Consider the following 20,914-nt stretch of genomic DNA (forward strand, 5'->3'; position numbering starts at 1 on the left):
TGGTCAGCGTCGTGGGCCCGGCCTTCGGGAGCTGCCCGTGTCGGTACGACCTGTTGTTTCGACCGCCTGCCGCTTCGGGGGCCGGGGCTGCGACGGTGGTGTCCGCAGGTGCACTCGTGTGCGGGGCAGGTACGCAGTGGCGGGAAGCTTCCCGATGCGCCGCAGGCGCCAGACGAGTACGTCGGTGACGCTGTCGGCGGTCTCCAACTCACGCCACTCGATCGCCCGCTGGAGCAGTGCGTCGGGGTTGTGTCCGGCTCGTTCGGCTTGGGCAAGGGTGGCGGCGAGCGCGTCCCAGCCGGGCTCGCGGAGGATGCGGTCAGCCTGACCAGGCAGTGCTGCTTCCATCGTGTGGGCGTAGCGATCGCGTACAGGGGTGGGGAGTCGGCGGCCTTGCTCGCGCATCCCCTTCATGGGGGTGGCGGCTGCGGACCGGTAGGCGGCCCGCAGGTGTTGTGTGGCTTGTCGTGCGGCGGCGGCCTGCTGGGCGTGGCCGCGGGCGGAGTGCCAGTGGACGGCGGCGATCGTGACGAGGACCATCGTGGACAGGAGCATCGCGGTGGCTCCGGCGTCCTCGCCTTTGCCGAGGGCGTTGCCGGCGAGGACGATGCCGCGCGCGGCGGCGCGGAGGGCGCGGTGGTCGGCGTGCTCGGCGCGGGTGTGGGAGCGGGTGGCGCGTTCGAAGGCGCGGGCGGCCTGGGCGAGTTCCTTGCGGGTGGAGGCTGGGGCGGTCTGGGCGACGGCGTCGAGGAGTTCGCCGACGCCGATGAGCTGGGCAGCGCCTGCCGCGTCGTCGTCCCCGGCAAGTGCATTGACGGCCTGCTCGGCGACGTGGGTGGCGTCGCGGCGAGCACCGGCTGGGCGAGCGGCCCATAGGTTGGCGGCGGGCATCGGCTCCTCCTCAGGCGGTCCGGCAGCGAGGCGTTGGCGGATCCTGGGAAGGGAGAGGTCGGGGGCGAGGCGGGAGCCGGGGAACCAGATGGGCTCGCCGTCACGGTTGCGGTCGCCGGGCAGGGCGACCTTGTAGCCAAGGACGTCGCCGGAGGGGGCCAGGCGCTTTTCGAGGCGCAGGCCGGCTTCGATGAGACGGCGGAAGAACTCGTTCTCGTCGGCGGCGCCGGCCAGTGCCTGGCGGACGTGCTCACGCAGCGTTTCACGGGGCGGCTCGGTGCGGCCGGTGCGCTCCGCCTTGGCGCGTTCGGCGCTGGTGGGGCGTTGGGCGGCGGTGTGGTCGCCTTCGTTGAGGATCTGCAGACCCCACTCCTTTTCGATCTTGCGGCACTCGGCCTGGGCGCGGATGCCGTCCTGGTGACGGCGGGGGCTTCGTCCGTCTTCGCGTTTGAGCGTGGCGACGATGTGGATGTGGTCGTCGGCGTGGCGTACGGCGATCCAGCGGCACGCCTTGTCGTCGCCTTCCTCGGCGATGCCAGTGGCGTGGACGACGCGTCGGGCGACCTCGGCCCACTCGGCGTCGGTGAGGTGCCGGTCACCAGGAGCGGTGCGGACAGGACAGTGCCAGACGTGCTGGGCCGGGCGGCGGTCCTTCGGGACGGCGAGGACGGGGAGGTCGAGACGGTCGGTGAGCTGCTTGAGGGTGGCGGTCGGGTCGCGGCCGGGGTCGGGTGCGAGTTCTGGCATCCAGGCGGCGACGAGGTGCGGGTCGGTGTGTTCGTCCCGGCGGCCGGGGCCGTAGAGATAGGCGAGGAGTCCGTACGTGCGGCCGCCGGTGGAGATGTCCGGGACCACGGTGTCAGCGCCTCGCCATCTCGATGGCGGCGGCCTCGACCCTGGCGACGGCGCGCAGGACGCGGGCGACGGCGTCATCGGCGTACTCGGCCCGGCCGCCGGAGTTGAGGACGCGGGCCACCTGGTTGAGGTTGTTGCCGGCGCGGGCGAGCTGGGCACTGGCGGACATCAGCTCCTCGACGCGCCCGCGCTGGTCCAACAGCCATGCCTTGGGACCGCCTTGGGCCTGGGCGACCGCGACCGCTGCATCGGCGAGGAACCCGGCGGTCTTCAGGCCGACGGCTTCGGCGGCGCGCTTGACGATGTCGAGTTCGTCGCGGGTCAGGCGGACGCTGCGGACTTGGTCTCGGTGCGCGCTCTGGCGCAGGCGGGGGCGTGTACGCGGCGCGGAACGCTCGGCTACTTCTCCCTCCGGCTGCGATCCGCCCTCGGTCGCGGCCTCAGAGTCCGGTGCCCCCTGGTGCCGAGGGTCCCCCGCCCTCTCGGGGGTGGGGGCATGCGCTTCCGAAACTCCTCCGCGGCCTGTGGCTGCGGAGGAGTTTCGGAAGCTACAGCTTGCTCGGCCTCGTGCCGGACAGTGTCCTTCGCCCAGGTCAGGGGGTGTGCCGAGCGGATCGGGGAGCGTCATCGGGGCACTCCGGGTATGTCGCGGCGTACGTCGCGCAGGACTTCGGCGACGAAGTCGAGGGCGAGGACGGGGTGATGGAGGGTGCGGGGTGTGCTCGTGGGCGTGCGCTGGACGGTCCAGGCTCCGTCAGGGCCGGGTTCGGCGTGATGGAGGTGTCCGTACCTGCTGAGCACGGTGATCCAGGCGTCGGCTTCGGCTCGGGTGGCCGAGGTGGTGCGCATGGTGGCGGCTCCGGTGCGTGTGCAAGGTATCAGGGGGCGTGTGCTCGGCGGGTACGCCGGTCCGGGTGTCTGGGCCGGCGTACCCGCGAGTGGGTTGTCCGGTCAGCTGGTCTGGGTGGCAGGAGCCTTGTCCGCTTCCTTGCGTAGGTGCTGCATCAGGACGGTCAGCCGGTCGTTGCCGAGGCCGTGCCCGTGACCGCGGATGGCGTCCGCGACGACCTTCCGGGTCAGGTCACCAGCCCCGGTGACCGCTTGACGGGCGATCACGAGAAGCTCCTCGTCGGTGACCGGGGGCGGCTTGCGGGCGCCGCTGTCCGGACGGGCAGCGGGGCCGGTCTCCACGGTCGCGCCCGCGGTCGTGTCCGGACGCTTGGCGAGGGCAGGGCGGGTGACCGGGCGCGGCCTGGGGGCAAGGTGTCCGCCCTGGTCGGTCTCGCGGTCACCATGCTCAGGCCCCGGCTCGTCCAACTTCCCCTGCTCTCCGGGCAGGGTGTCCGGGGCGAGGGTCTCCGAGGTGTCCGGCCCCCTGGTGCCCGCGGGGCGGCCGGTGTCCGGGCCGGGCAACGCGGCGCGGTGTCGGGAGGCGACCGAGGCTCGGCCTCGTCCGCCCCGGACCGGGTCGGTGTCCGGGCGGTCATCGGTGATCCGCTCCGTCCGGACACCGGGTGTGTCCGGGGGTCCGGGCATCCCGGCTCCGGTGGCCCGGCGGGCGATGAGGATGTACAGGTGAACGGCTCCGGCTAGGGCGAGGGGGGCGATCGTGGACAGGGCGGCGACGACCGTGTCTCCCAGCCTCAGCCCGTCGGTCCTGGGGCTCTCCTCGTTGAGTCGGACCGCGTGCAGTGCGTTGGCCCAGATGCTGGCGGCGGTGGCGGTGCCGAAGAGGGTCCAGACGTAGAGGCGGGCGCGCAGCGGTGCGTCCCGGAGGACCAGGAGGGCGCGGACCCCGTAGGCGATGAAGCCGTCGATGACGAGCGGGAAGAGGTAGGTGAGGAAGCCGCGGACGTGGATCGCTACGGCCATCTGCTGGAGGGCGTCGTACGAGAGGGCGCATCCGGCACCGCCGAGGGCGATGACGACCGCGCGGTCCCATCTGGTGGTGTGCGTCGTCTCGGGTGCGGTGGAGAGGCTCATGCGGCCGTCCCGTAGGCGTCGCGGCCGAGGCGTTCGTCGGTGGGCTCGTTCGGCGGGGCGGGCTTCGTGGTCTGTTCCAGGTTCCGGTTGCGCAGGGCTCGCCGGGTCTCGCGGTAGAGCTTTTGGGCGTGCTCCTCGGTGATCTTCAGGAGCCAGGCCAGGCGCTGTTCGGTGAGGCCTTGGTGGTAGGCGGCGCGGGCGACGGCCCGGCGCTCGGTCTTGGTGAGGTGGATGTCGCGGCCGGCGATGGCGGCGTTGACCCGGCTGTAGTCGAGGCGGCTGGCGAGGTTCTCGTGGAGCGGTTCGCGTTCCTCCTCGGTCATTCCGCCGCGGATGCCGTGGGTGTCGCCGGCCTCGAGGGCGGCGTCGAGGCAGATGTGGCGGACGGGGCACTGGGCGCACAGCGACTTGGCCGCAGTGATCTTGTCGGTCTCGTCGGGTTGGGGGAAGAAGATGTCGGGATCCACGGGGTTGTGGTCGGTGCTCCGGCAGGCGGCTCGGTCCTGCCAGGTCTGGTCGCCGAGGAGGCGGTGGCGGGCAGCGTTGTTCGTCGTCGTGGTCATGCGGTGTGCTCCGATCGCTCTCCGCGCGCAGAGGCGCCAGCGGAGGGAGGCGGTGGGTACGGGGGTACGTCGGGCGGCGCGTCTGGGAGGCGCGGCCCGGGTGTCGACGTGCGGCAGTCAGGTGGCGAGGAGGCGTCTGCGGTCCACCGGCTCGAACTGGACCCGGGTGGTCATCTGGGCGAGCCTGCTGGTCACGCGGTCGCCGAGGTGGGCCCGAAGGTCCTTGATAGCCAGGTTGGTGGTCACCAGCGTCGGGAGCATGTGGTTGTACCGGCGGTTGACCAGCCGGTACGTCACTTCCTCGACCCACTCACTGGCCTTGGCCGCGCCGAGGTCGTCGATGATCAGCAGTGGGCACCGGCTGATCGCGGCCAGCTCCCGCTCGCTGTCGACGCCTTGGCGGGGACGCAGTGACGCGTAGAGGTCGGCGGCGGTGGTCGCTCGCCAGCGCACGCCGAGGCCCATCCGCACGAGCAACCGGATGGCGCCGTAGGCCTGGTGTGTCTTGCCTGCGCCGACGACGCCGGCCATCAGCAGGCTGGGACCGGTCACGACCTGCTTGCGGGCACCGAGGCTGGGGGCGACGGCTTGCTCGGCGACCTCGCGGGCCCAGGCCAGGACCTGTGGATGGTCTGCGACGGCCTCCCTGTAGCGCGGGGGCATGCCAGCGGACAGGGCTTCCAGCGGCGAAAGCCCGTCGGGCTCGGCGGCCGGGGCCGTGCGGGAGGGCTGGGTGATGTTGCGGTCAGCCAGGATGCGGGCCATCCGGTCGAGGGCGCCAGCTGTGCCGAGGGGCTGGGGGTCGCGGGTGCGGGTGCCCATCACAGCTCCTCGGCGTAGGCGGCGGCAACGTCGACCGGGTTGGTCCACGCCCGGTGAGCGGGCACGTTAGGGCCGGATCCCGGCCCTGCCAAACCGGCGGATCGGGAGTTCATCGCCTCGTTGACCATGCTGGTCAGCACGCTCGGGTGCTTGGGGTTGGCGGCGAACCTCGACAGCCCCGCCCGGATGTCCTGCGGGTCGATTCCCTCGGCCAGGAGCCTTTTCGTGATCCGGCCCAGGTGTCCGATCACGTCGCTGGGCGGGCGCTTGTCGCAGGCGCTGATGTACTCGCCGAGAAGCTGGCTGGCCGAGGCCTGGGCTGCGGGCGCTTCGCGCCCCGTAGGGAAGGAAGATCCAGGATCCAAGATCCTAGATCCGGTACCCGAGGCTTCTGCGAGGCCTCGGGGAGGGGTCGGGTAGCTGTCGGCGAAGGCCGTCTGACCTGCAACGTCGCCCTGTGTGGGGCCGGAGGCGGCGTCGGGATCGGCAAGGGCGGGCTGGTGAGGGAGCGACGCCGCGTCTCGCGGAGCGGCTGGTCCCGAGGAGGGTGGCGCGGTCCGGTCGAGGGCTCCGGGAGGATTCGTCGAGGCGTCGGCGAACCCTCGCGCAGAGCTGGGCAACACCTCGGTTCCCTTGGCGCAGACGCCCTTGCAGGAACCGCACCGGTCCGCCGCGTGGTGCTGCGGACAGGCCGGCAGCCGCGACTGGCTCGGCCTGTCGATCTTCTGGTGCTGGTGCCAGGTGACGACATGGAGGTAACGCCGTCCGTCGCAGCCCGTGTAGCGGCAGATGAGGCCCGCGTTGGCGAGCTGCTGGAGGTCGTCCTCGACGTGGACGCTGGTGTGCTCGGCGCGCAGGGGCCACAGGAGCCCCGCGATGACGGCGGCGTTGTCACGGTGGCGGCCGTGGTCGTCGGCCTGCGTGAGGAGGCCGAAGAAGGTGCGCTCGGCCTCCACGGTCACCTCGGCGAGGGACTCCGAGGTGAAGGCCTCCGGTTTGATCGTTCGTATCCGGGCCATGTCAGCGGCCCCGACCGGCCGTGAGGACGGCGGTGGCTGTCCGGCTCCAGCGATGGGCGGACCGAGCCCGGGAAATCTGTGGGGTCACTGCGCCAGCCCCCGTCCCGGCCGTGTTCCTCGCGGTGACGCGCGGACGGGGCCACGTCTGCCTGAGGCCGTAGCTGACGCCGGCGGCGGTGGCCACCGCGCGGTTTGTGTCGGCCGACTGCGCCGCGGGGGCTGCCGGCGGTTCGTATGCGGGCAGGACTGGGTTTCGCTCGGTATGGCGAGCATGCAATACTCCGTTGCTCGTAGGAGCGCGGTGCGGCGTTGTCGTGTGCAGAAGCACGCCGCCCGCGAGATGTGAAAGGCACCCCCTGGGGGTGCCGTCCCGGCGCCCAGGAGCTCGCAACTCCCGGGCGCCGTTGGCATTTACGGCGTCGCCTGTGGCAATCGGATCTCCTTCCAGCGCGTTATCAGCATCCCGGCCGTTGACCACTGCGCCAGGTCCCCCGCGAGGGACGACGAACATATGCGTCGAGCCGAGCAAGATCCAGTCCCTCGCCCAAAGCGACGACAGCGGCGTCGACCCGGTGACGCCGAGGTCCCTGCAGTCTGCAACCAACCGGCGTGATTTTTTTAACCAACCGATCAGACGAGCGTCAAGGCCGACACTACGCGCGTAGACTCTGCAGGGCCAGAAGCCCGCCAGGCGACCCGTCCAGCATCAACGGATAGCGCTGCACACCAACATGACCGATATTCAGCGCCGCGCCGGCTGTTCTCATCATGATCAATGTGAGAAGGTCGAGACGATTCACGAAAACCGGCAATCTTTTGCCGATCACGGAAACCGGCAAAAAATTGCCGGTTTCAGTGCCGAAATTAGACACACTTCACCCCTTTGCCCGTTATAAAGTAACGGGCCTCCGAGGGGCTGGGGCTTGCACATCGTCGGGGATTGATAAAAATGAATCCAGGGGGCGGCGAACGTATGATCGCCCCCTTTTCTGTATGCGCCTACGCCGGTCGCCGCCACGACGAAGCGCAAGGGCGGGAAAGGATCTCAGTGGCCACGACGGCTAACGGCGCCGCGGGCGTCGGGGAGGAGTTCTCCTCAGAGCAGCTCGCCGGTCGCTACATGGGCTTCGGTCATCTGCTGCGCCTGTGGCGCAAGAACGCCCGAGTCACCCAACCTGTGGCGGCCAGAGCGCTCGGCATGAGCGAGCGCACCTATCGGAAAGTCGAGCAGGGGGCGACGTTTCTCCGACTCACCCGCGAACAATGTGCCGCCCTGGCATCTGTCCTCGATCTGGACCGGGATGAGCGCCACGCACTGCTGCTCTACAACCTCGGCACCTCGATCGAGTACACCGAAGAGCCGGAATTGAGAAAGGCTCTGCAACTCCTGATCGACCGCCAGATGCCCAGTCCGTCCTACCTGACGGATCGCAACTGGAACATCCTCAGCTTCAACCGCGCCATGGCGGAGTGGTGGCCATGGGTCATGGAGCCGGGAGCGAACCTCCTGCGCTGGGCACTCACCGACCCAGCGGCCCGCGACCAGTTCGAGGACTGGGACATGCACGCTGCGGCGTACGTGAAGATCATGAAATTCGCCCAAGCCACCAGGGACCTCCCCGACCCGGAGCTGGAGCAACTGATCGCGGAAGCGAAAAGGGACCCCTTCGTCGAACGCCTCTGGGAAGCCGGTGCCGAACTGGAGGAGAGCAGAGACGGTCACGTCTTCCGCATGCGGGTACCGGCCTTGGACTGGGAGACCGTCGAAGTCGTCAGCCATGTCCTGCACCCGGCGTCCGCACCCGACTGCCGGTTCACGGTCCTCACCTGGGTCGAGAGCGCCCAGACCGACGACAAGACCAACAGCCTTGGCGGACAGCGCAACGCATGGGCGCAGGGAAGCCAACTCAAGAGGATCGAGCTCCAGACACCAGTGTGAGCCGCCCCACCGCATGTCGACGGCATCACCCAGACCAGCCTCGCCCTCAGACAGAGAGAAGCCTGTGGAGAAGTACACCTACCGCCTGCCGCTGCGCTGGGCGGACGCGGACGCCTACGGCCATGTCAACAATGTGCTGTTCCTCCGCTACGTGGAGGAAGCGCGAACCAGGATGTTCCAGGAGATCCTGCCCGCTGACGAGGCGAGCCGCCGCCAGTGCGCGTTCGTCGTCCGCCGCTCCACCGTCGACTACCACGCACCCCTGGTGTACCGGGAGGACCCCGTGGACGTGCAGGTCCGGGTGATCCGCGGTCGTGGGGCGATACTCGAACTCGGCTACGAGATCCGCGACGCTGACCAGCTGTACGCCGAGGTCACGACCACCATGGCCGCCTACAACCTCGACACCGGCACCCCCCGGCGCCTCTCCGAGGTCGAGAAAAAATTCATCGCCCGCTACACCGGTTCCTGAGCACCAGGCTTCCGCAGCTGCGGAGCACATGTGCCGGCGAGACCGGCTGTCCATTGGGGACACGTGATTCCCGGCCGGGTGGGTGTGTCCACGCGGCCGGGTCGGCCCTGGAGAGGCTGAGTTTTGCAGTGTGATCCCGGGCACGGGCATGATGCCGCGCTCACACAGCCGTCCTATCCGGTCGCTCTGAAAGCCGGTCAACTTCACTACGCGTGGCCCTTGTTGTTCACGTGATACCGGTCCAGCGCCAAGGTCCTGGGACTCTGCCGCGCAGGCAGTCCACTCGATACTGGGCCTCCCGGTGCCATGCCGGGTTGGTTGCCGCGTGTTGGGCGACGTAGGCCGTCATGCGCAGTTTCCGGGCCTCGGCCATGGTCTTGTAACCGGACCACGTGGTGACGTCAGTGCCGTACGAGCTGCAGAACTCCGTGTACTCGCCTCGCGTGACGGTACCGGTCGTGGTCAGCTTCACTGCTGTGGAGACTAGGTCCCACTCGGGCGGGCCGACCGTGCAGCGTTCCAGGTCCAGCAGAAAGACACCTCCGCGCTGGGTCCGCGCGACGTTGCCCACCCAGGCGTCACCGTGGACGACGCACTCCGCCAGGCCCTGCGGGAGATCGGTCCAGTCCTGTTGAAGGGCCGCAAGGTGATCACGCAGCCACGCGCGGTCGTCGGCCGCAAGAGTACTCGCCGAGTCGATGCGCTCCGCGACTCGGACGAACGGCTCGAGTCGGCCCAGGGAGAAGTCGGGAATCGGCAGGCTGTGCAGCTCCTTGAGGAGGTAGACCACATCCCTGACGGTCCCAGGCTCGTGCGGCGGCAACTCTTCCCAGAAGGTCACGGGTCGTTCCTGCGCGAGGACCGGCTGTTCAACGGCCGGCAGGGGTCGCACCGCCGGAACGTCGTTGTCGGCCAGCCACTGGGCAACACGGACTTCGCGGACTGCGGCGGCCCACTGACCAGGTCTCGCGATGCGTGCGACCACTGCGCCCGGGAGACGCCAGATCTCGTTCTCGGCGACGCGTATCGGCTCAGCGCCTGCGGTGGAGATCCCTACGGCTTCGCACGCCTGGTCGAGCACCGACGAGGATGTCCCAGGGGCCGTCATGCCTTAACCGTAGCGTTGACGCGCTCTCGGAGTGCGGCCGCTACCGGCTCCCCGGGGTGGCGACCCGCCATGAGTCCCAGCTCCCGCACGTCGTCAGCCGCCCGGCGAGAATGCAGCTGGCCTGCGTCATCCAGGGCCGCGTGACCGATCGTCGCGGCCTCCGCAGGATCACCGGTCGTCATCAGCAGGGACGCCAGTTTTGTCCCTGCGATGGCTCGACTCCGTACGTATTCGTCACCGTGTCCGGCGACCGCCGTACGCAGCCTTTCCTGAGCCCGCGCGGGATCGTGTCCCAACAAGGCCAGGTCGTAGAGCGCGTGGCCCGTGTCGCCGTGGTGCTGTGCGGCGTCGTAATAGGCCATCCACGGAGGGTCCTCGTGAGCCCGGGCTTGGCCGAACGCGTCGTCGGCCGCACCCACGGCGGACAGGGTCTGCTGTACCTCCCCCATCTTGGCGAAGGCACGGGCCCTGGCGGTGTGCAGCATGGCCTGTTCCGTGGCTGTGAGGCGATCGGCCCGCGCGAGGCCGAGCTCGGCGAACGTCAGGCCGCGGTCCGGATTACCCAGCCAGATCTGCTGCCGCGCCAGCCACGAGTAGATCTTGGCCCGCAGGTGCCAGGCATCGGCTTCTTCTGCGCAGACGGCGGCGAACCTGAAGGCGCGTTGCCCGTCGTTGTGGGCGTACGCGTCGAAGGCGGCAGCACCGACGACCATGCCGAGGCGCGCGACAGCGGCGAAGAGGTCCGCTCTCAGGTCCTCACTGCAGTCGGCCTGGAGCAGTGCGGCCGCCCACTGGAGCTGCGCTGACGCCGCCTCACGGACCATGCCGTCGCCGCCGTAGTGGTTGTCCCATTTCGAGATCACCGTCGCCGCAGTGTGGATCTGCTCGATGTCACCGGGGCGGATCACGGCTGGCGGCAGCACCGGCTCACTTCGCGCGACCAATGTGGAGAGACCTGAGGTGGACAGGGCGGCTATGCCGGAGACAGCGAGAAAGGATCGGCGGTCCACAGGATCAGTTCCGTTCGGAGCAAGTGATGCGTGCCCTGTCAGGATGCGCTCTCCGTCGCCCTCGTGGAGTCGCACGGAAGGGCTCGGTGACCGATTGTCGGCATCGGCACGCTGTCTGTCGGCGTCAGCGCATACCAGCTTCAGTATCCGGGACAGGGTGCCCTGAGTCCCCAGAACGACGTCCAGAGCGTGCGCCAGCTCCTCGTCGCAGGAACGCTTGGCCGTCTCGATGGCAAGGATGAGGTCGCCGCTGACGTGCACGGACTCACCCAGCTCACGGGCTGACATGCCGCGGACGTTCATGCGCCAGTGGCGCAACTCCGTGCCCAGCAGTGCCCGCGACGAGCGGGCGGGGTCGAGCTCTTTCGGCGGTTGTGGCATCCCGTTCTCCCGATGCTGATGCCGACAGATGGCCGGGACTCCGGCTGTCGGCATCCGACGTCTACGCGATCGCTCCGGCGTGGTCCTCAATGGTTACCGAACTTGCCCTGCCCAGTACACACCGCAACTGGAACCCGCACAGCGGGTTCTCAGGCGAAGGACGATCGATGCCTCCATCGCGCACTCTGTGCCGTGACCGAAGGAACACGACGGTGCCCGACGCTACCGACAGCTTCCCCCGCCGGCTGACGATGCGACTCGACGTGGAACCGGAGAAGCTGGCGCAGATCCGCCAAGTCGTCAAGGCGCACCTTGACATGTGGCGGCTCACGGAGATCGCGGACCTCGTGACCCTGGCAGTGACCGAGCTTCTGACCAATGTGCACAAGCACACCCCCGGCAAGGAGGCCACGTTGCTGGTCCAACGCGTTCCGGGCGGGGCCTGCGTCGTCGTGAGCGACCCCGATCCCACCATCCCGAAGGTCAAAGAGCCGGACTGGATCGGTGAGAGCGGTCGAGGGCTGCACCTCTTGACGACCCTGGCTGACGACTGGGGCATCGCGCCCACCAACACGGGTAAGGACGTGTGGATCCGTGTGGCCGCCATCGCCCATACCCCCGAGTAGGTGAGCCTGCAGAGGACTGCGAAGTTCAGAGCGCGCGGTCGGCGTGCCCGGTTCCCGCGCAGCCACGTCCCCTGAAATCCCGGGCATGCTCGTGCCAAGCCGCACAACGCAGCACCATCTGCAGGCCGTTCCAACACCGACCTGCGGATTCCCCCAAGACCGCTGCCCGCCCTACCGGGCAGCCAGGGCGCACCGCCGACGGCGTCCGACATGTCCCGGCCCCGTTTCCCCCTGACGGATCCGGGGCGTGGCACCACCGCCGGGCCGGCGCCGTGCACCCACAGCCATGACGGCGCCGGTCCGGAACCCAATGCCCCGCACCTCTAGCAAAAACCCTTACCAGTTCAGTTCAGGAGACGCCCGCCGTGTCCGGCAAGAACATCTCTCGGATCGCCGTGTTCGTGCTCGCCTTCGTCATGGTCTTCCTGGCCACATGGCTTCCGCACCGCTGACGGAGCTCCCCCGCCCACCCCGGACGGTGCAGTCCGTCCCAACCGGAGTATCCATGCCCCCCTCTTTCAGCACGACCCAGCCCTGGCACTTCACGCTGTCGGAGTCACCGCGTCCGGCAGGGCTGCCCACCAACCATGACATCGTCAGCACCAGTGTGGGCGTGGGTCTGCCCGCCGTGGAGGCACTACGGGAGCAGCCCGACGCTGTCGGCCCGATCCTGTGCTGCCCACTGCACCAAGTCCTTCTCATCCCCGTGGCGGCGGGCACGGCGCACGTCTGGCATGCCCCGCATTCACGGTGCCGCCCTGGGGGGCGGTGGGACTGCGCCGAGCTTGCCGACCACGGCCCTGGACCGTGCCGCAGCCGATTTTGGATCTTCGATCATTCACAGGCATCGATCACCAAAGCGGGCGACCTCTTCGACACCCTGAGCCTTACGCGGTCCCGCCTGCGTCGACCCGTCTCCTCCGCATGTCCTGGACACCGTGTCCGCGAGGTGGCCCGTGTCTGACCACGTCTCAGGCACTACTGTGGTTCCCGACCGACGTCGCAGGGCACGCGGTGAGGACTTAGCTCGCGATCTGCGCGGCGCTCCTGCGGTGGGGACGGGCGTTCTGGCGAGCGTGGTGCTCGGCGGTGGCTGGCTGGTGGACCACTTCAGCGTCGCGCCGACGCAGAGCGCTGCGATCACTGCGGGCTCCGCAGTCGCGTTGGTCCTTGTCTGGGCAGGGCTGCGCGGCGCCGATGCACACAGGAAAGCCACCGCCCTGGTCGGCAGGGTCAGCGATGAGCGGGATCGTCTACGTCGGGCGCTGGAGGACGTCTCCGCCACAGTCGCGGTAGGCAGGGAGCAGATCGCCTGGGCGGCAGAGCAGGCCGCTCAGGGCCGGTTCCCGAGCCATGCGGCTCCACAGATGCCTCAGGCCACAGGCGACGTGCCCGCGGACGCGGTCGCCGGCCTGCGGTTCGCCCTTGAGGAGGGATGGCGCGCGGTCATGCTTGCTGCCAAACAGCAGCACCGGGCCTTCACGCCGGAGGCCGAGCTGGCCGACCTCTCGCGATCGATCGCGCCACGGCTGCAGGCACTGGTCAACCGAGGTATCGCGGTGATCGAGCAGGTGGAGCGGAGTGTGGAGGATCCCGATCTCCTGCACAAGCTGTTCCAGGTTGATCACCTGCTCGCCCAGATGCGTCGAGCCGGGGAAAGCCTGGCGGTCCTGGGCGGCAGCATGCCGCCACGCGCCGCGGCCCCCGTGCTGGTCGCCACCGTGCTGCGCCAAGCGGTGGGCGAGATCGAGCACTACCCCAGAGTGCGCATCGCCCAGCCTCGGCAGCGAAGCCACCCGGTCGCGTTACCCGGTTACGTGAGCCCAGGTGTCGTACACCTGTTGGCCGAGATCATGGACAACGCGGCCCGCTACTCCAACGACAATGTGGAGGTCCACACCAGGCACGTTGCCGACGGGCTGGTCATCGAGGTCCTGGACCGCGGGCCCGGCATGTCGGATCTCAGACGTGACGCGCTCAATGACCTGCTGGCGGCCCCCGAATCGGCGGACCGGCGGACCCGGGTGCGGGATGGACAGATCGGACTGCTGGTCGCGGCCCTGCTGGCGAGGCGGCACCACATCGGGATCCATCTGCGGCCGAACGTCGTCGGCGGCACTCACGCGATCGTCGTTCTCCCTGGCAGCCTGCTCCTCCAGCATGAGGCGCGGCTCACCGATGCCGCCGAAGGCACCGCGGAACTCCGCAGGCCGGGCGGCGTGGGCCACTCCCGTCAGCCGCTGCCTGCTCCCACACAGAGCGAAACAGGCACGACTGCCGGCGGGCTTCCCGTACGAGTCCGCGGCGCGGCCTCGGCACCTGCCGGACAGGGTCCATCTGAAGCCTCCAGTCCGGAATCGCATGCCGGCGGCAGGCCCCGGCTGATACGCCGCAGCTCCGCACCGCACCTGCGCATGCCGTCCACCCCACCCCCCTCCGCGTCCGAACAGACACAAGGGACAGCCGCGGGCCCTACGGCCGACTTCATGGCCCGGTTCGCCTCCCGCCAGGGCCCCGGGCCCACAAAAAGTTGATCTTCCCCGTTCCCCCCACAAAAGGCTCAGGAGATTTTCCATGGAGACCAACCGCTTGATCGACGAGGATCGCACCCCGCTCGACGGACTGCTGACTGACCTGAGAAGCAGGGTGACCGGCACCGAGCACGTGTTGCTGGCCACCGGCGACGGCCTGAAAATCGCATGGAGCGAACAGGACACCGCAGAGGCCGAGAAGCTGGCCGCAGTGATGACGGGTCTGCTCTCCCTGGCGCGTGGCGCTTTCGTCACTTCCCCTGGGGGAGTGCGACAGGTCGTCGTGGAACATGATGCCGGGGCTCTGTTCGTCATGAGCGCCGAGGGCAGCGCGGCCGACCCCCGCCTCGTCGGGACGCTCCTGGGCGTACTGACCACGGAGCGCGCCGATCCGGGCGAGGTCGGCTACGAGATGAAGAAGTTGATCAAGGCGCTGGAAGAGCACCTCACGGTGCACACCCGGCAGACGCAGCCGTCCGGACGGGGTCAGTGACGTGCCGGCCGTCCCTCGCGACGTCTGGGCCGGCAGCCGTTTGGGAGACATCCGCCCCTACGCGGTCACCGGGGGTCGCACCCAACCGCAGTACGACCTCAGTCTGACCTCCATGCTCAGCACGCGTCCCGCAGGCACCACCGCAGTGCTCAGCCCGGAGTGCGAGGCGTTGCTGCTGCTGTGCAGCGGCCACCCGCGTTCGGTCGCCGAGCTCTCGGCCCGCACCGACCATCCCGTGCAGGTGACCAAGATCCTCGTCAGCGATCTCCTCGACATTCACGCCCTGGCGTTGAACCCACCGGCACCCCGCGACGCTGACACCAACGTGAAGCTTCTGGAGGACGTCCTTGCTGGACTCAAAGCCCTCGCGTAACCGTCCCTCGGTAGCGGAACTGAAGATCGTGATCGCCGGAGGCTTCGGCGTCGGCAAGACGACCCTCGTCGGGGCGATCAGTGAGATCCCGCCACTGACCACCGAAGAGGTCCTCACCGCCGCCAGCCAGGACACCGACAACCTGGAAGGCATCGGCGACAAGACCACCACCACGGTGGCCATGGACTTCGGCCGGATCACCTTCGACCAGCCCCGCCCCATGGTCCTGTTCCTGTTCGGCACGCCGGGCCAAGAACGCTTCTGGTTCATCTGGGACGACCTGTGCCTCGGCGCCGTCGGCGCCGTCGTCCTGGTCGACACCCGCCGCCTGGAGAAATCCTTCGCCGCCGTCACCTACTTCGAAGAGCGCGACATCCCCTTCGTCGTCGCCATCAACAGGTTCTCCGGCGGCTACCACTACACCGACGAGGAGGTCCGCAGTGCCCTGGAGCTTTCCCCGTCCGTGCCTTACCTGACCTGCGACGCGCGCGACCGTTCCTCCGCCCTGACCGTGATCGTCACCCTGGTCCAGCACAGCCTCGCCAACGCGGCGTCCCGGTCCCTCACCAGCCACGGAGCCCACACATGACCGCCGACCTCCCTCACACCGCCCCACCGGGCGTCGAGCAGCGCCGTGCCGAGATACAGCGGGAACTCGGTCTCTCTGGGGCCGCCGACCCCGAACTCGACGCATACGCCGCACGCCTTGCCCAGGAAGAAGGCGTTCCCTACGCCATGGTCAACATCTTCTCCCCTGGCGAGCAGCAGTTCGTCGGCCTACACGCCCCCGCCGGTCCCGACGCACCGCCGCTCGGCCGCACCATGCCGCTCAACCACGGGTTCTGCCGGGTCGTGGTCGAGCGCGGCCTCCCCCTGGTCCTGCCCGACGTCTTCGCCGCCCCCCGGTTCGCAGGCGACCCAGTGGTCGATCTGCTCGGCATCCGCACCTACACCGGCGCGCCCCTGATCCACGACGGCGTCGTCCTCGGCACCGTGTGTGCGGTCGGCCCCACGGAGAAACCTCAGGCCACCGGCAGGTCATCCCTTGCCCTCATCAAGGAGATCCGGGACGAGGTCATGGCCCACATCCTCCAGCGGTCCGGCCGGCAGCCCCCATCCCCTTGAGCTCTGACTTCTCCACTCAAGCGTCGTCGCACGCTGCACCGCCGGGGCATCCGAGTCCGCCTCTCCCAGGAGGCCCCGGCCCACGCAGCCGCCTACCCAACCGGCTCCCGCGTGCTGTCGAACGACTCGACCCATGCCACCCAGCAGTGAGGGGATCCCACACCATGTCCGACTGGTACCTGACGCCGGCACACCAGCAACTGCGCAAGGAAGTACGTGCCTTCGCCGAGACGTACGTCGCACCCCGCGTACCGGCCATGGAGAAGGCGGGAACCGCCGAGAGCGACCTCGCCCAAGCCATAGCCACGCAGGGGTGGATCGGTGCCACCATCGACCCCGCCTTCGGAGGCATGGGAGCCGGCCACCTCGCCAAGACCATCATCATCGAGGAGCTCTCCCGCACCAGCGCCGCCATGGGCGCCCTGGTGCAGGCGTCCATGCTTGGTGTCGCCAAGGTCATCCACTACGGCAACCGGCATCAGCAGCGTACGTGGCTGCCGCGGTTCGCCGACGGATCCTGCCTGCCCACGATCGCGGTGACCGAGCCTGTCTCCGGCAGTCATGTCCTGGGCATGGAGACCACCGCTGTCCGCGACGGCGACAGCTACGTCCTCACCGGCCGCAAGGCGTACGTCGGGAACTCCCACATCGGCCACGTTCACGGCGTCGTCGCGCGTACCGGGCCCGGATCACGCGGCCTGACCGCCTTCCTCGTCGAGGCAGACCGGCCGGGACTCACCCTTCCGCCCCATGCGGAGTCGTTGGGCCTGCGCGGATTCAGCTTCGGTGAACTCGTCTTCGACCAGTGCCGCATCCCAGCAGACAACCGCCTCGGCGACGAAGGCGACGGCCGGGACATCGCCTACTCCTCCAGCGTCCTGTACGGCCGCCCGAACCTCACCGCCGTCGCCCTCGGCATCCACCAGGCCATCCTCGAAGAGGTCACCCGATTCGCCACCGAACGCCACCGCTACGGCAAGCCCCTCCACCACCTGACCAACATCAAACTCAAGATCGGCCAGATCGCCTCACGCCTGATGACCGCCCGCCTCGCCGCCTACCACGCCGCCCACCTCCTCGACACCGGCGCGGCCTGCGACACGGAGCTGATGAACGCCAAGCTCATCAACGCCGAGTCCGCAATGGACTCCGCGCGCGCCGCAATGGAGATCGAAGCAGCCGCAGGCCTCACAACCGATGGGCCGTTGGAGCGCTACCTGCGAGACGCCCACCACGTCTACGCCCCCGCAGGCACCTCTGACATACAACTCCTCCGACTCGCTGAGACCACCCTCGGCCAGGACAAGGGTCAGTGGTCCCAACGCCTGGCCACGCAGGCCGGGGGGACGGCCGAGTAGGTCACCTGACCAGGGTTCCTGTCCACCACGTGCACGCCGGCAAGGCCCGCGCGTCATGCCCCTACTCCGGGGCGGGACACGTCCTGACGGCGGCCGGATCCGTGGCTCTCGCTGTCCGGTCTCCGACCGCAAACGTTCCCATACACCACTGCCATGGGCGGCACGATGCTGAGTCCGCGATTGCTACACACAGAGCACAACGAAGTATTACTGAAGTATCTGGATGCCTTGGACTGGTCGATCAGCGGCTTCGCCAGGCGGGTCGCCGCACGCTGTGAGGCGACCCGCCTGCCCTACGCCGTGGTCCCGAGTACCGTCTCACGGTGGTGCAAGGGCGCGACTCCGAATGACGACCTCGCCGCCGCCGCGTGCCACGTGCTGTCGGCAGCGCTGCACCGAATCGTGACGCCAGAGACTTTGGGCTGGCCATCCGGCACCGGCGCGGTCGCGGCACAGTCGTTGGAGTATCTGGACGTTCCCCACGCCGTGCGCATGCTCTCGAAGCTGTGGAGCCTGGACGCCATGCGCCGGCGCAACGTCGTCAAGAGTGCCTTCTCACCCACTGTGTTCGGTCCCGCCTCGCGGGAAGCACTCGTGATGCCAGCGGATGCCGACATCGATGGCCGCGGGCAGCGCAAGGTCACTGTGGCGGACATCGAGTTGCTGGATGAACAGACCCGGCTGTACGGCAAGTTGGATTCCCAGCATGGTGGGGGAAAGTTCCGCAGTGTGTTCGCGTCGATGATGGACACACACGCCACACCGATGCTGAACGGAGCATTTTCCGCACGGACCGGACGTCGACTGTACGGCAGCGTGGTGGACGCTGTTCTCGCGATGGCCTCGATGGCCTACGACGATCAACTTCCCGGCCTGGCACAGCGATACGACCTCCAGGCGATGCGACTGGCGCAGGCGATCGGCGATCGCGCCCGCATCACCAGGGTCCACATCCACCAGGTCCGACTGGCGGCTTCGCAGGGCGGACGGGGGGATGTGCTGGCCCACGCACGAAGTGCCGTGCTGGCAGCCGAGGGCGCACCTCCCCTCGTCAAAGCTTATGCGTGCGTGACAGAGGCTCGGGCATGGGCACTGAACGGACGGCCGGACCACGTCGTGGCGGCGGTGAATCAGGCTCGCGAGTTCTTCGCCCGTGCTCGCAGCAGTACCAGCCCGACATCGCTGGAATGGTTCGACCGTCGTGAGCTCGAGAGCCAAGCAGCGTGGGCGTTCGTTGTGGCCGGGATGGCAGACCAGGGGGCGCAGGCCCTGAAGGAAGCGTCAGCGCTTCCGTCGGTTCGGACGCGCGACACGCTCGAGCTCCTGATCACCGAGGCCGAGCTGGCACGGCTACGCGGCGAGTCGGCCGAGCACGCGGCTGTGACGAAGCGTGCCATCCAGGTCTCCCAGCACTTGATGAGTCGACGGCTCACCGAACGCCTCGATCACCTGAAAGCAGGAGTACCGCTCCGTGGCTTCTGATCACCGGCGGGCGGCACGGGACGCACCGTCATGTGTCCATCTGATCCGGGCGCTGATGTCGCATGGTGAGCGCTTCGGACTCGTGTCGTCGTCATGCCGGGTGCCGACGTACAACCAGCCCAATAGCTGCTCTCCACCGGTGACACCGAGGTACTTGCGGACCTGTGGCGCCTCGACGACTTGGCCGGTGCGCCAGATCGACGCCCAGCCGTGGCTGTGCAGGAGCAGCGACAAGGTTACGACCATGCCGGTGGTGGCGGCCAGCTGCTCCCATTCGGAGACTTTCGGGTGGTCTGGCACGGACCGGTGCACGATCGACAGGAGCAGGGGCGCGCGCAGGGGCTTGGAGACGGCCCGGCGGGCCTGTTCCGGTGAGGCGGCGGCTTCAGCGAACGCGTCACCGAGTCGGGCCCGCTCGTCGCCGGTCACCGCGACCAGCCGCCATGGGCGAAGTCGCCCGTGGTCGGGTGCGGTGGCCGCGGCCTGGACAAGGCGCTCCAGGTCGGCGCGGCTGGGGGCGGGGGCTGTCAGGCGGGGGGCGCTGCGCCGGGTGAGGACCGCGTCCAGGACCGGGTTCGGGGTTCGGATCATCGGGCCGCCTCCCGGGCCGGGGCACGCTCGGGATCGTCGTGGGGTGCCGGCGGGGTCATGCGCGGGTCGTCGCCGGCCACGCGCCGGAGGATCGGGGCGGTGGCCCCGGTCGTGATGACGGTCATGATCACCAAGAGGGTGAACAGGGTCTCGGTCATGACGCCGGTCTGCAGGCCGATGCCCAGGACGACGAGTTCGGTCAGGCCGCGGCAGTTCATGAGCGTGCCGACTGCGGCCGACCAGCGCCAGTCGGAGCCGGTGAGCCGGGCGGCGCCGGCCGCGCCGCCCCACTTGCCGACGACAGCGACGGCGAGGATGGCCGCTGCCCAGCCCCACTGTCCGGCGGGCAGGTTGGAGAAGTCGGTGTGCAGGCCGGCGTCGACGAAGAACAGCGGCAGCAGGAGCGGCAGGACGACGGCGCGGATGCGCGCGGCGCTGCGCTCGACGGCCGGAAGGCCGCGGGGGGCGGCGGCGCCGCACAGGAAGGCGCCGAAGGCGGGGTGCACGCCGATCTGGTCCGTGGTGTAGGCGCTGAGGCACAGCCCGGCGAACAGGAGGGCCAGGACGAGTTCATCGCTGGTGCGGCCGGCGCGCTCGAGCATGGTGCGCAGCAGGGGGCGTATGAGGGCGAGGCCGACGGCGAAGGCGGCGGTCAGGGTGAGGGTGGTCAGAGCCGACAGGGCGGTGCCGGTGGTGGCCAGGGCGACGGCGGCGGTGAGCAGGCACCAGGCGAGGACGTCGTCGGTGGCGGCGCAGGCCAGGGCGAAGGTTCCCAGGGCGGTGGTCTCCAAGCCGCGGTCGGCGAGGATCCGGGCGAGGACCGGGAAGGCGGTGATGCTCAGGGCGACGGCGACGAACAGCGTGAACGGCAGCCGCCCGACCCCGTCGGGGGCGAAGTGCGGGTAGAGGGCGGCGGCCAGTGCGGCGCCGAGGACCATAGGGAGCAGGAGGCCGGTGAGGCTGACCGCGGCGACGGCACCGCGGGTGGTGCGCAAGCTGCGCAGATCGAGTTCCAGTCCGATCAGGAACAGGAACGCCAGGAGGCCGAGGTTGCCCAGGGCGGAGGTGATGGGCAGGACTGAGGGCGGCAGAAGGTGGTGCTGGACGGTGGGGGCGAGCCACCCGAGCAGCGAGGGGCCGAGCAGGATACCGGCCAGGATTTCGCCGATGACCGGGGGCTGGCCGAGCAGCCTTACGGCCCGCCCACCGGCCTGGCAGGCGAGGACCACGGCCGGGACGGCGAGGAGCAGGGGCAGCAACGGGTCGGACACGACAGCTCCAGGAGTCGGGCG

22 protein-coding genes are annotated in these 20,914 nt (G+C 69.2%); 10 read left to right on the forward strand and 12 right to left on the reverse strand.

Annotated elements, in window-relative coordinates:
• Positions 1 to 3: 3 nt before the first annotated feature.
• The 8 genes from AC3ET4_RS22680 to AC3ET4_RS22715 form a co-directional block, all read right to left on the reverse strand.
• Positions 4 to 1,746, reverse strand: a complete 1,743-nt coding sequence (locus AC3ET4_RS22680) for a relaxase/mobilization nuclease domain-containing protein (protein ID WP_431952267.1) — start codon at positions 1,744 to 1,746, stop codon at positions 4 to 6.
• A gap of 4 nt (positions 1,747 to 1,750) precedes the next feature.
• Complete coding sequence (locus AC3ET4_RS22685) at positions 1,751 to 2,374, reverse strand: plasmid mobilization protein (protein ID WP_431952269.1); 624 nt, start codon at positions 2,372 to 2,374, stop codon at positions 1,751 to 1,753.
• Positions 2,371 to 2,595: a hypothetical protein gene (locus AC3ET4_RS22690; RefSeq protein ID WP_431952271.1), complete on the reverse strand. Its 225-nt coding sequence runs from the start codon at positions 2,593 to 2,595 to the stop codon at positions 2,371 to 2,373. Before AC3ET4_RS22690 ends, AC3ET4_RS22685 begins: the two co-directional genes overlap by 4 nt.
• A gap of 102 nt (positions 2,596 to 2,697) precedes the next feature.
• A complete protein-coding gene (locus tag AC3ET4_RS22695) occupies positions 2,698 to 3,729 on the reverse strand; it encodes a DUF2637 domain-containing protein (RefSeq protein WP_431952273.1) in 1,032 nt (343 codons plus the stop codon).
• Positions 3,726 to 4,292 (reverse strand): WhiB family transcriptional regulator, encoded by a 567-nt coding sequence (locus AC3ET4_RS22700; RefSeq protein ID WP_431952275.1) that lies wholly within the window; start codon positions 4,290 to 4,292, stop codon positions 3,726 to 3,728. Before AC3ET4_RS22700 ends, AC3ET4_RS22695 begins: the two co-directional genes overlap by 4 nt.
• Before the next feature lie 117 nt (positions 4,293 to 4,409).
• A complete protein-coding gene (locus tag AC3ET4_RS22705) occupies positions 4,410 to 5,114 on the reverse strand; it encodes an ATP-binding protein (RefSeq protein ID WP_431952277.1) in 705 nt (234 codons plus the stop codon).
• Positions 5,114 to 6,133 (reverse strand): hypothetical protein, encoded by a 1,020-nt coding sequence (locus tag AC3ET4_RS22710; RefSeq protein ID WP_431952279.1) that lies wholly within the window; start codon positions 6,131 to 6,133, stop codon positions 5,114 to 5,116. The genes AC3ET4_RS22705 and AC3ET4_RS22710 overlap by 1 nt, the downstream gene beginning before the upstream one ends.
• A 653-nt stretch (positions 6,134 to 6,786) precedes the next feature.
• The gene (locus AC3ET4_RS22715; protein ID WP_431952281.1) at positions 6,787 to 7,005 is read right to left on the reverse strand and encodes a hypothetical protein; all 219 of its coding nucleotides are present in this window, start codon (positions 7,003 to 7,005) and stop codon (positions 6,787 to 6,789) included.
• Between the two features lie 176 nt (positions 7,006 to 7,181).
• Here AC3ET4_RS22715 and AC3ET4_RS22720 point away from each other — a divergent pair, with 176 nt between their 5' ends.
• Positions 7,182 to 8,072: a helix-turn-helix transcriptional regulator gene (locus tag AC3ET4_RS22720; protein WP_431952283.1), complete on the forward strand. Its 891-nt coding sequence runs from the start codon at positions 7,182 to 7,184 to the stop codon at positions 8,070 to 8,072.
• A gap of 64 nt (positions 8,073 to 8,136) precedes the next feature.
• Positions 8,137 to 8,544 (forward strand): acyl-CoA thioesterase, encoded by a 408-nt coding sequence (locus AC3ET4_RS22725; RefSeq protein WP_431952284.1) that lies wholly within the window; start codon positions 8,137 to 8,139, stop codon positions 8,542 to 8,544.
• A gap of 226 nt (positions 8,545 to 8,770) precedes the next feature.
• Here the strand turns inward: AC3ET4_RS22725 and AC3ET4_RS22730 are convergent, their stop codons facing one another.
• Positions 8,771 to 9,652: an aminoglycoside phosphotransferase family protein gene (locus AC3ET4_RS22730; RefSeq protein WP_431952286.1), complete on the reverse strand. Its 882-nt coding sequence runs from the start codon at positions 9,650 to 9,652 to the stop codon at positions 8,771 to 8,773.
• Positions 9,649 to 11,043 (reverse strand): helix-turn-helix domain-containing protein, encoded by a 1,395-nt coding sequence (locus tag AC3ET4_RS22735; RefSeq protein ID WP_431952288.1) that lies wholly within the window; start codon positions 11,041 to 11,043, stop codon positions 9,649 to 9,651. The genes AC3ET4_RS22730 and AC3ET4_RS22735 overlap by 4 nt, the downstream gene beginning before the upstream one ends.
• A gap of 212 nt (positions 11,044 to 11,255) precedes the next feature.
• Between AC3ET4_RS22735 and AC3ET4_RS22740 the strand changes: the two genes are divergently transcribed.
• The 8 genes from AC3ET4_RS22740 (at position 11,256) to AC3ET4_RS22775 (ending at position 19,031) form a co-directional block, all read left to right on the forward strand.
• Entirely contained in the window at positions 11,256 to 11,669 is a 414-nt protein-coding gene (locus AC3ET4_RS22740) for an ATP-binding protein (RefSeq protein WP_431952290.1), read from the forward strand.
• Positions 11,670 to 12,745: 1,076 nt separating this feature from the next.
• A complete protein-coding gene (locus tag AC3ET4_RS22745) occupies positions 12,746 to 14,203 on the forward strand; it encodes a sensor histidine kinase (RefSeq protein WP_431952292.1) in 1,458 nt (485 codons plus the stop codon).
• A gap of 40 nt (positions 14,204 to 14,243) precedes the next feature.
• Positions 14,244 to 14,693, forward strand: a complete 450-nt coding sequence (locus AC3ET4_RS22750; RefSeq protein ID WP_431952294.1) for a roadblock/LC7 domain-containing protein — start codon at positions 14,244 to 14,246, stop codon at positions 14,691 to 14,693.
• Position 14,694: 1 nt separating this feature from the next.
• Positions 14,695 to 15,066, forward strand: a complete 372-nt coding sequence (locus AC3ET4_RS22755) for a DUF742 domain-containing protein (RefSeq protein ID WP_431952296.1) — start codon at positions 14,695 to 14,697, stop codon at positions 15,064 to 15,066.
• Complete coding sequence (locus tag AC3ET4_RS22760; protein ID WP_431952298.1) at positions 15,041 to 15,655, forward strand: GTP-binding protein; 615 nt, start codon at positions 15,041 to 15,043, stop codon at positions 15,653 to 15,655. The genes AC3ET4_RS22755 and AC3ET4_RS22760 overlap by 26 nt, the downstream gene beginning before the upstream one ends.
• Positions 15,652 to 16,191 (forward strand): GAF domain-containing protein, encoded by a 540-nt coding sequence (locus AC3ET4_RS22765; protein WP_431952300.1) that lies wholly within the window; start codon positions 15,652 to 15,654, stop codon positions 16,189 to 16,191. The genes AC3ET4_RS22760 and AC3ET4_RS22765 overlap by 4 nt, the downstream gene beginning before the upstream one ends.
• A gap of 164 nt (positions 16,192 to 16,355) precedes the next feature.
• Entirely contained in the window at positions 16,356 to 17,549 is a 1,194-nt protein-coding gene (locus AC3ET4_RS22770; protein ID WP_431952302.1) for an acyl-CoA dehydrogenase family protein, read from the forward strand.
• Positions 17,550 to 17,702: 153 nt separating this feature from the next.
• On the forward strand, positions 17,703 to 19,031 hold the full coding sequence (locus tag AC3ET4_RS22775; protein WP_431952304.1) for an NsdA family TPR-like regulatory protein: 1,329 nt from the start codon (positions 17,703 to 17,705) through the stop codon (positions 19,029 to 19,031).
• Here AC3ET4_RS22775 and AC3ET4_RS22780 read toward each other — a convergent pair whose 3' ends face one another.
• A complete protein-coding gene (locus tag AC3ET4_RS22780) occupies positions 19,032 to 19,622 on the reverse strand; it encodes a nitroreductase family protein (protein WP_431952306.1) in 591 nt (196 codons plus the stop codon).
• Positions 19,619 to 20,893, reverse strand: a complete 1,275-nt coding sequence (locus AC3ET4_RS22785; RefSeq protein ID WP_431952308.1) for a cation:proton antiporter — start codon at positions 20,891 to 20,893, stop codon at positions 19,619 to 19,621. Before AC3ET4_RS22785 ends, AC3ET4_RS22780 begins: the two co-directional genes overlap by 4 nt.
• Positions 20,894 to 20,914: the final 21 nt, after the last annotated feature.

This window comes from Actinacidiphila sp. bgisy167, assembly GCF_057707665.1.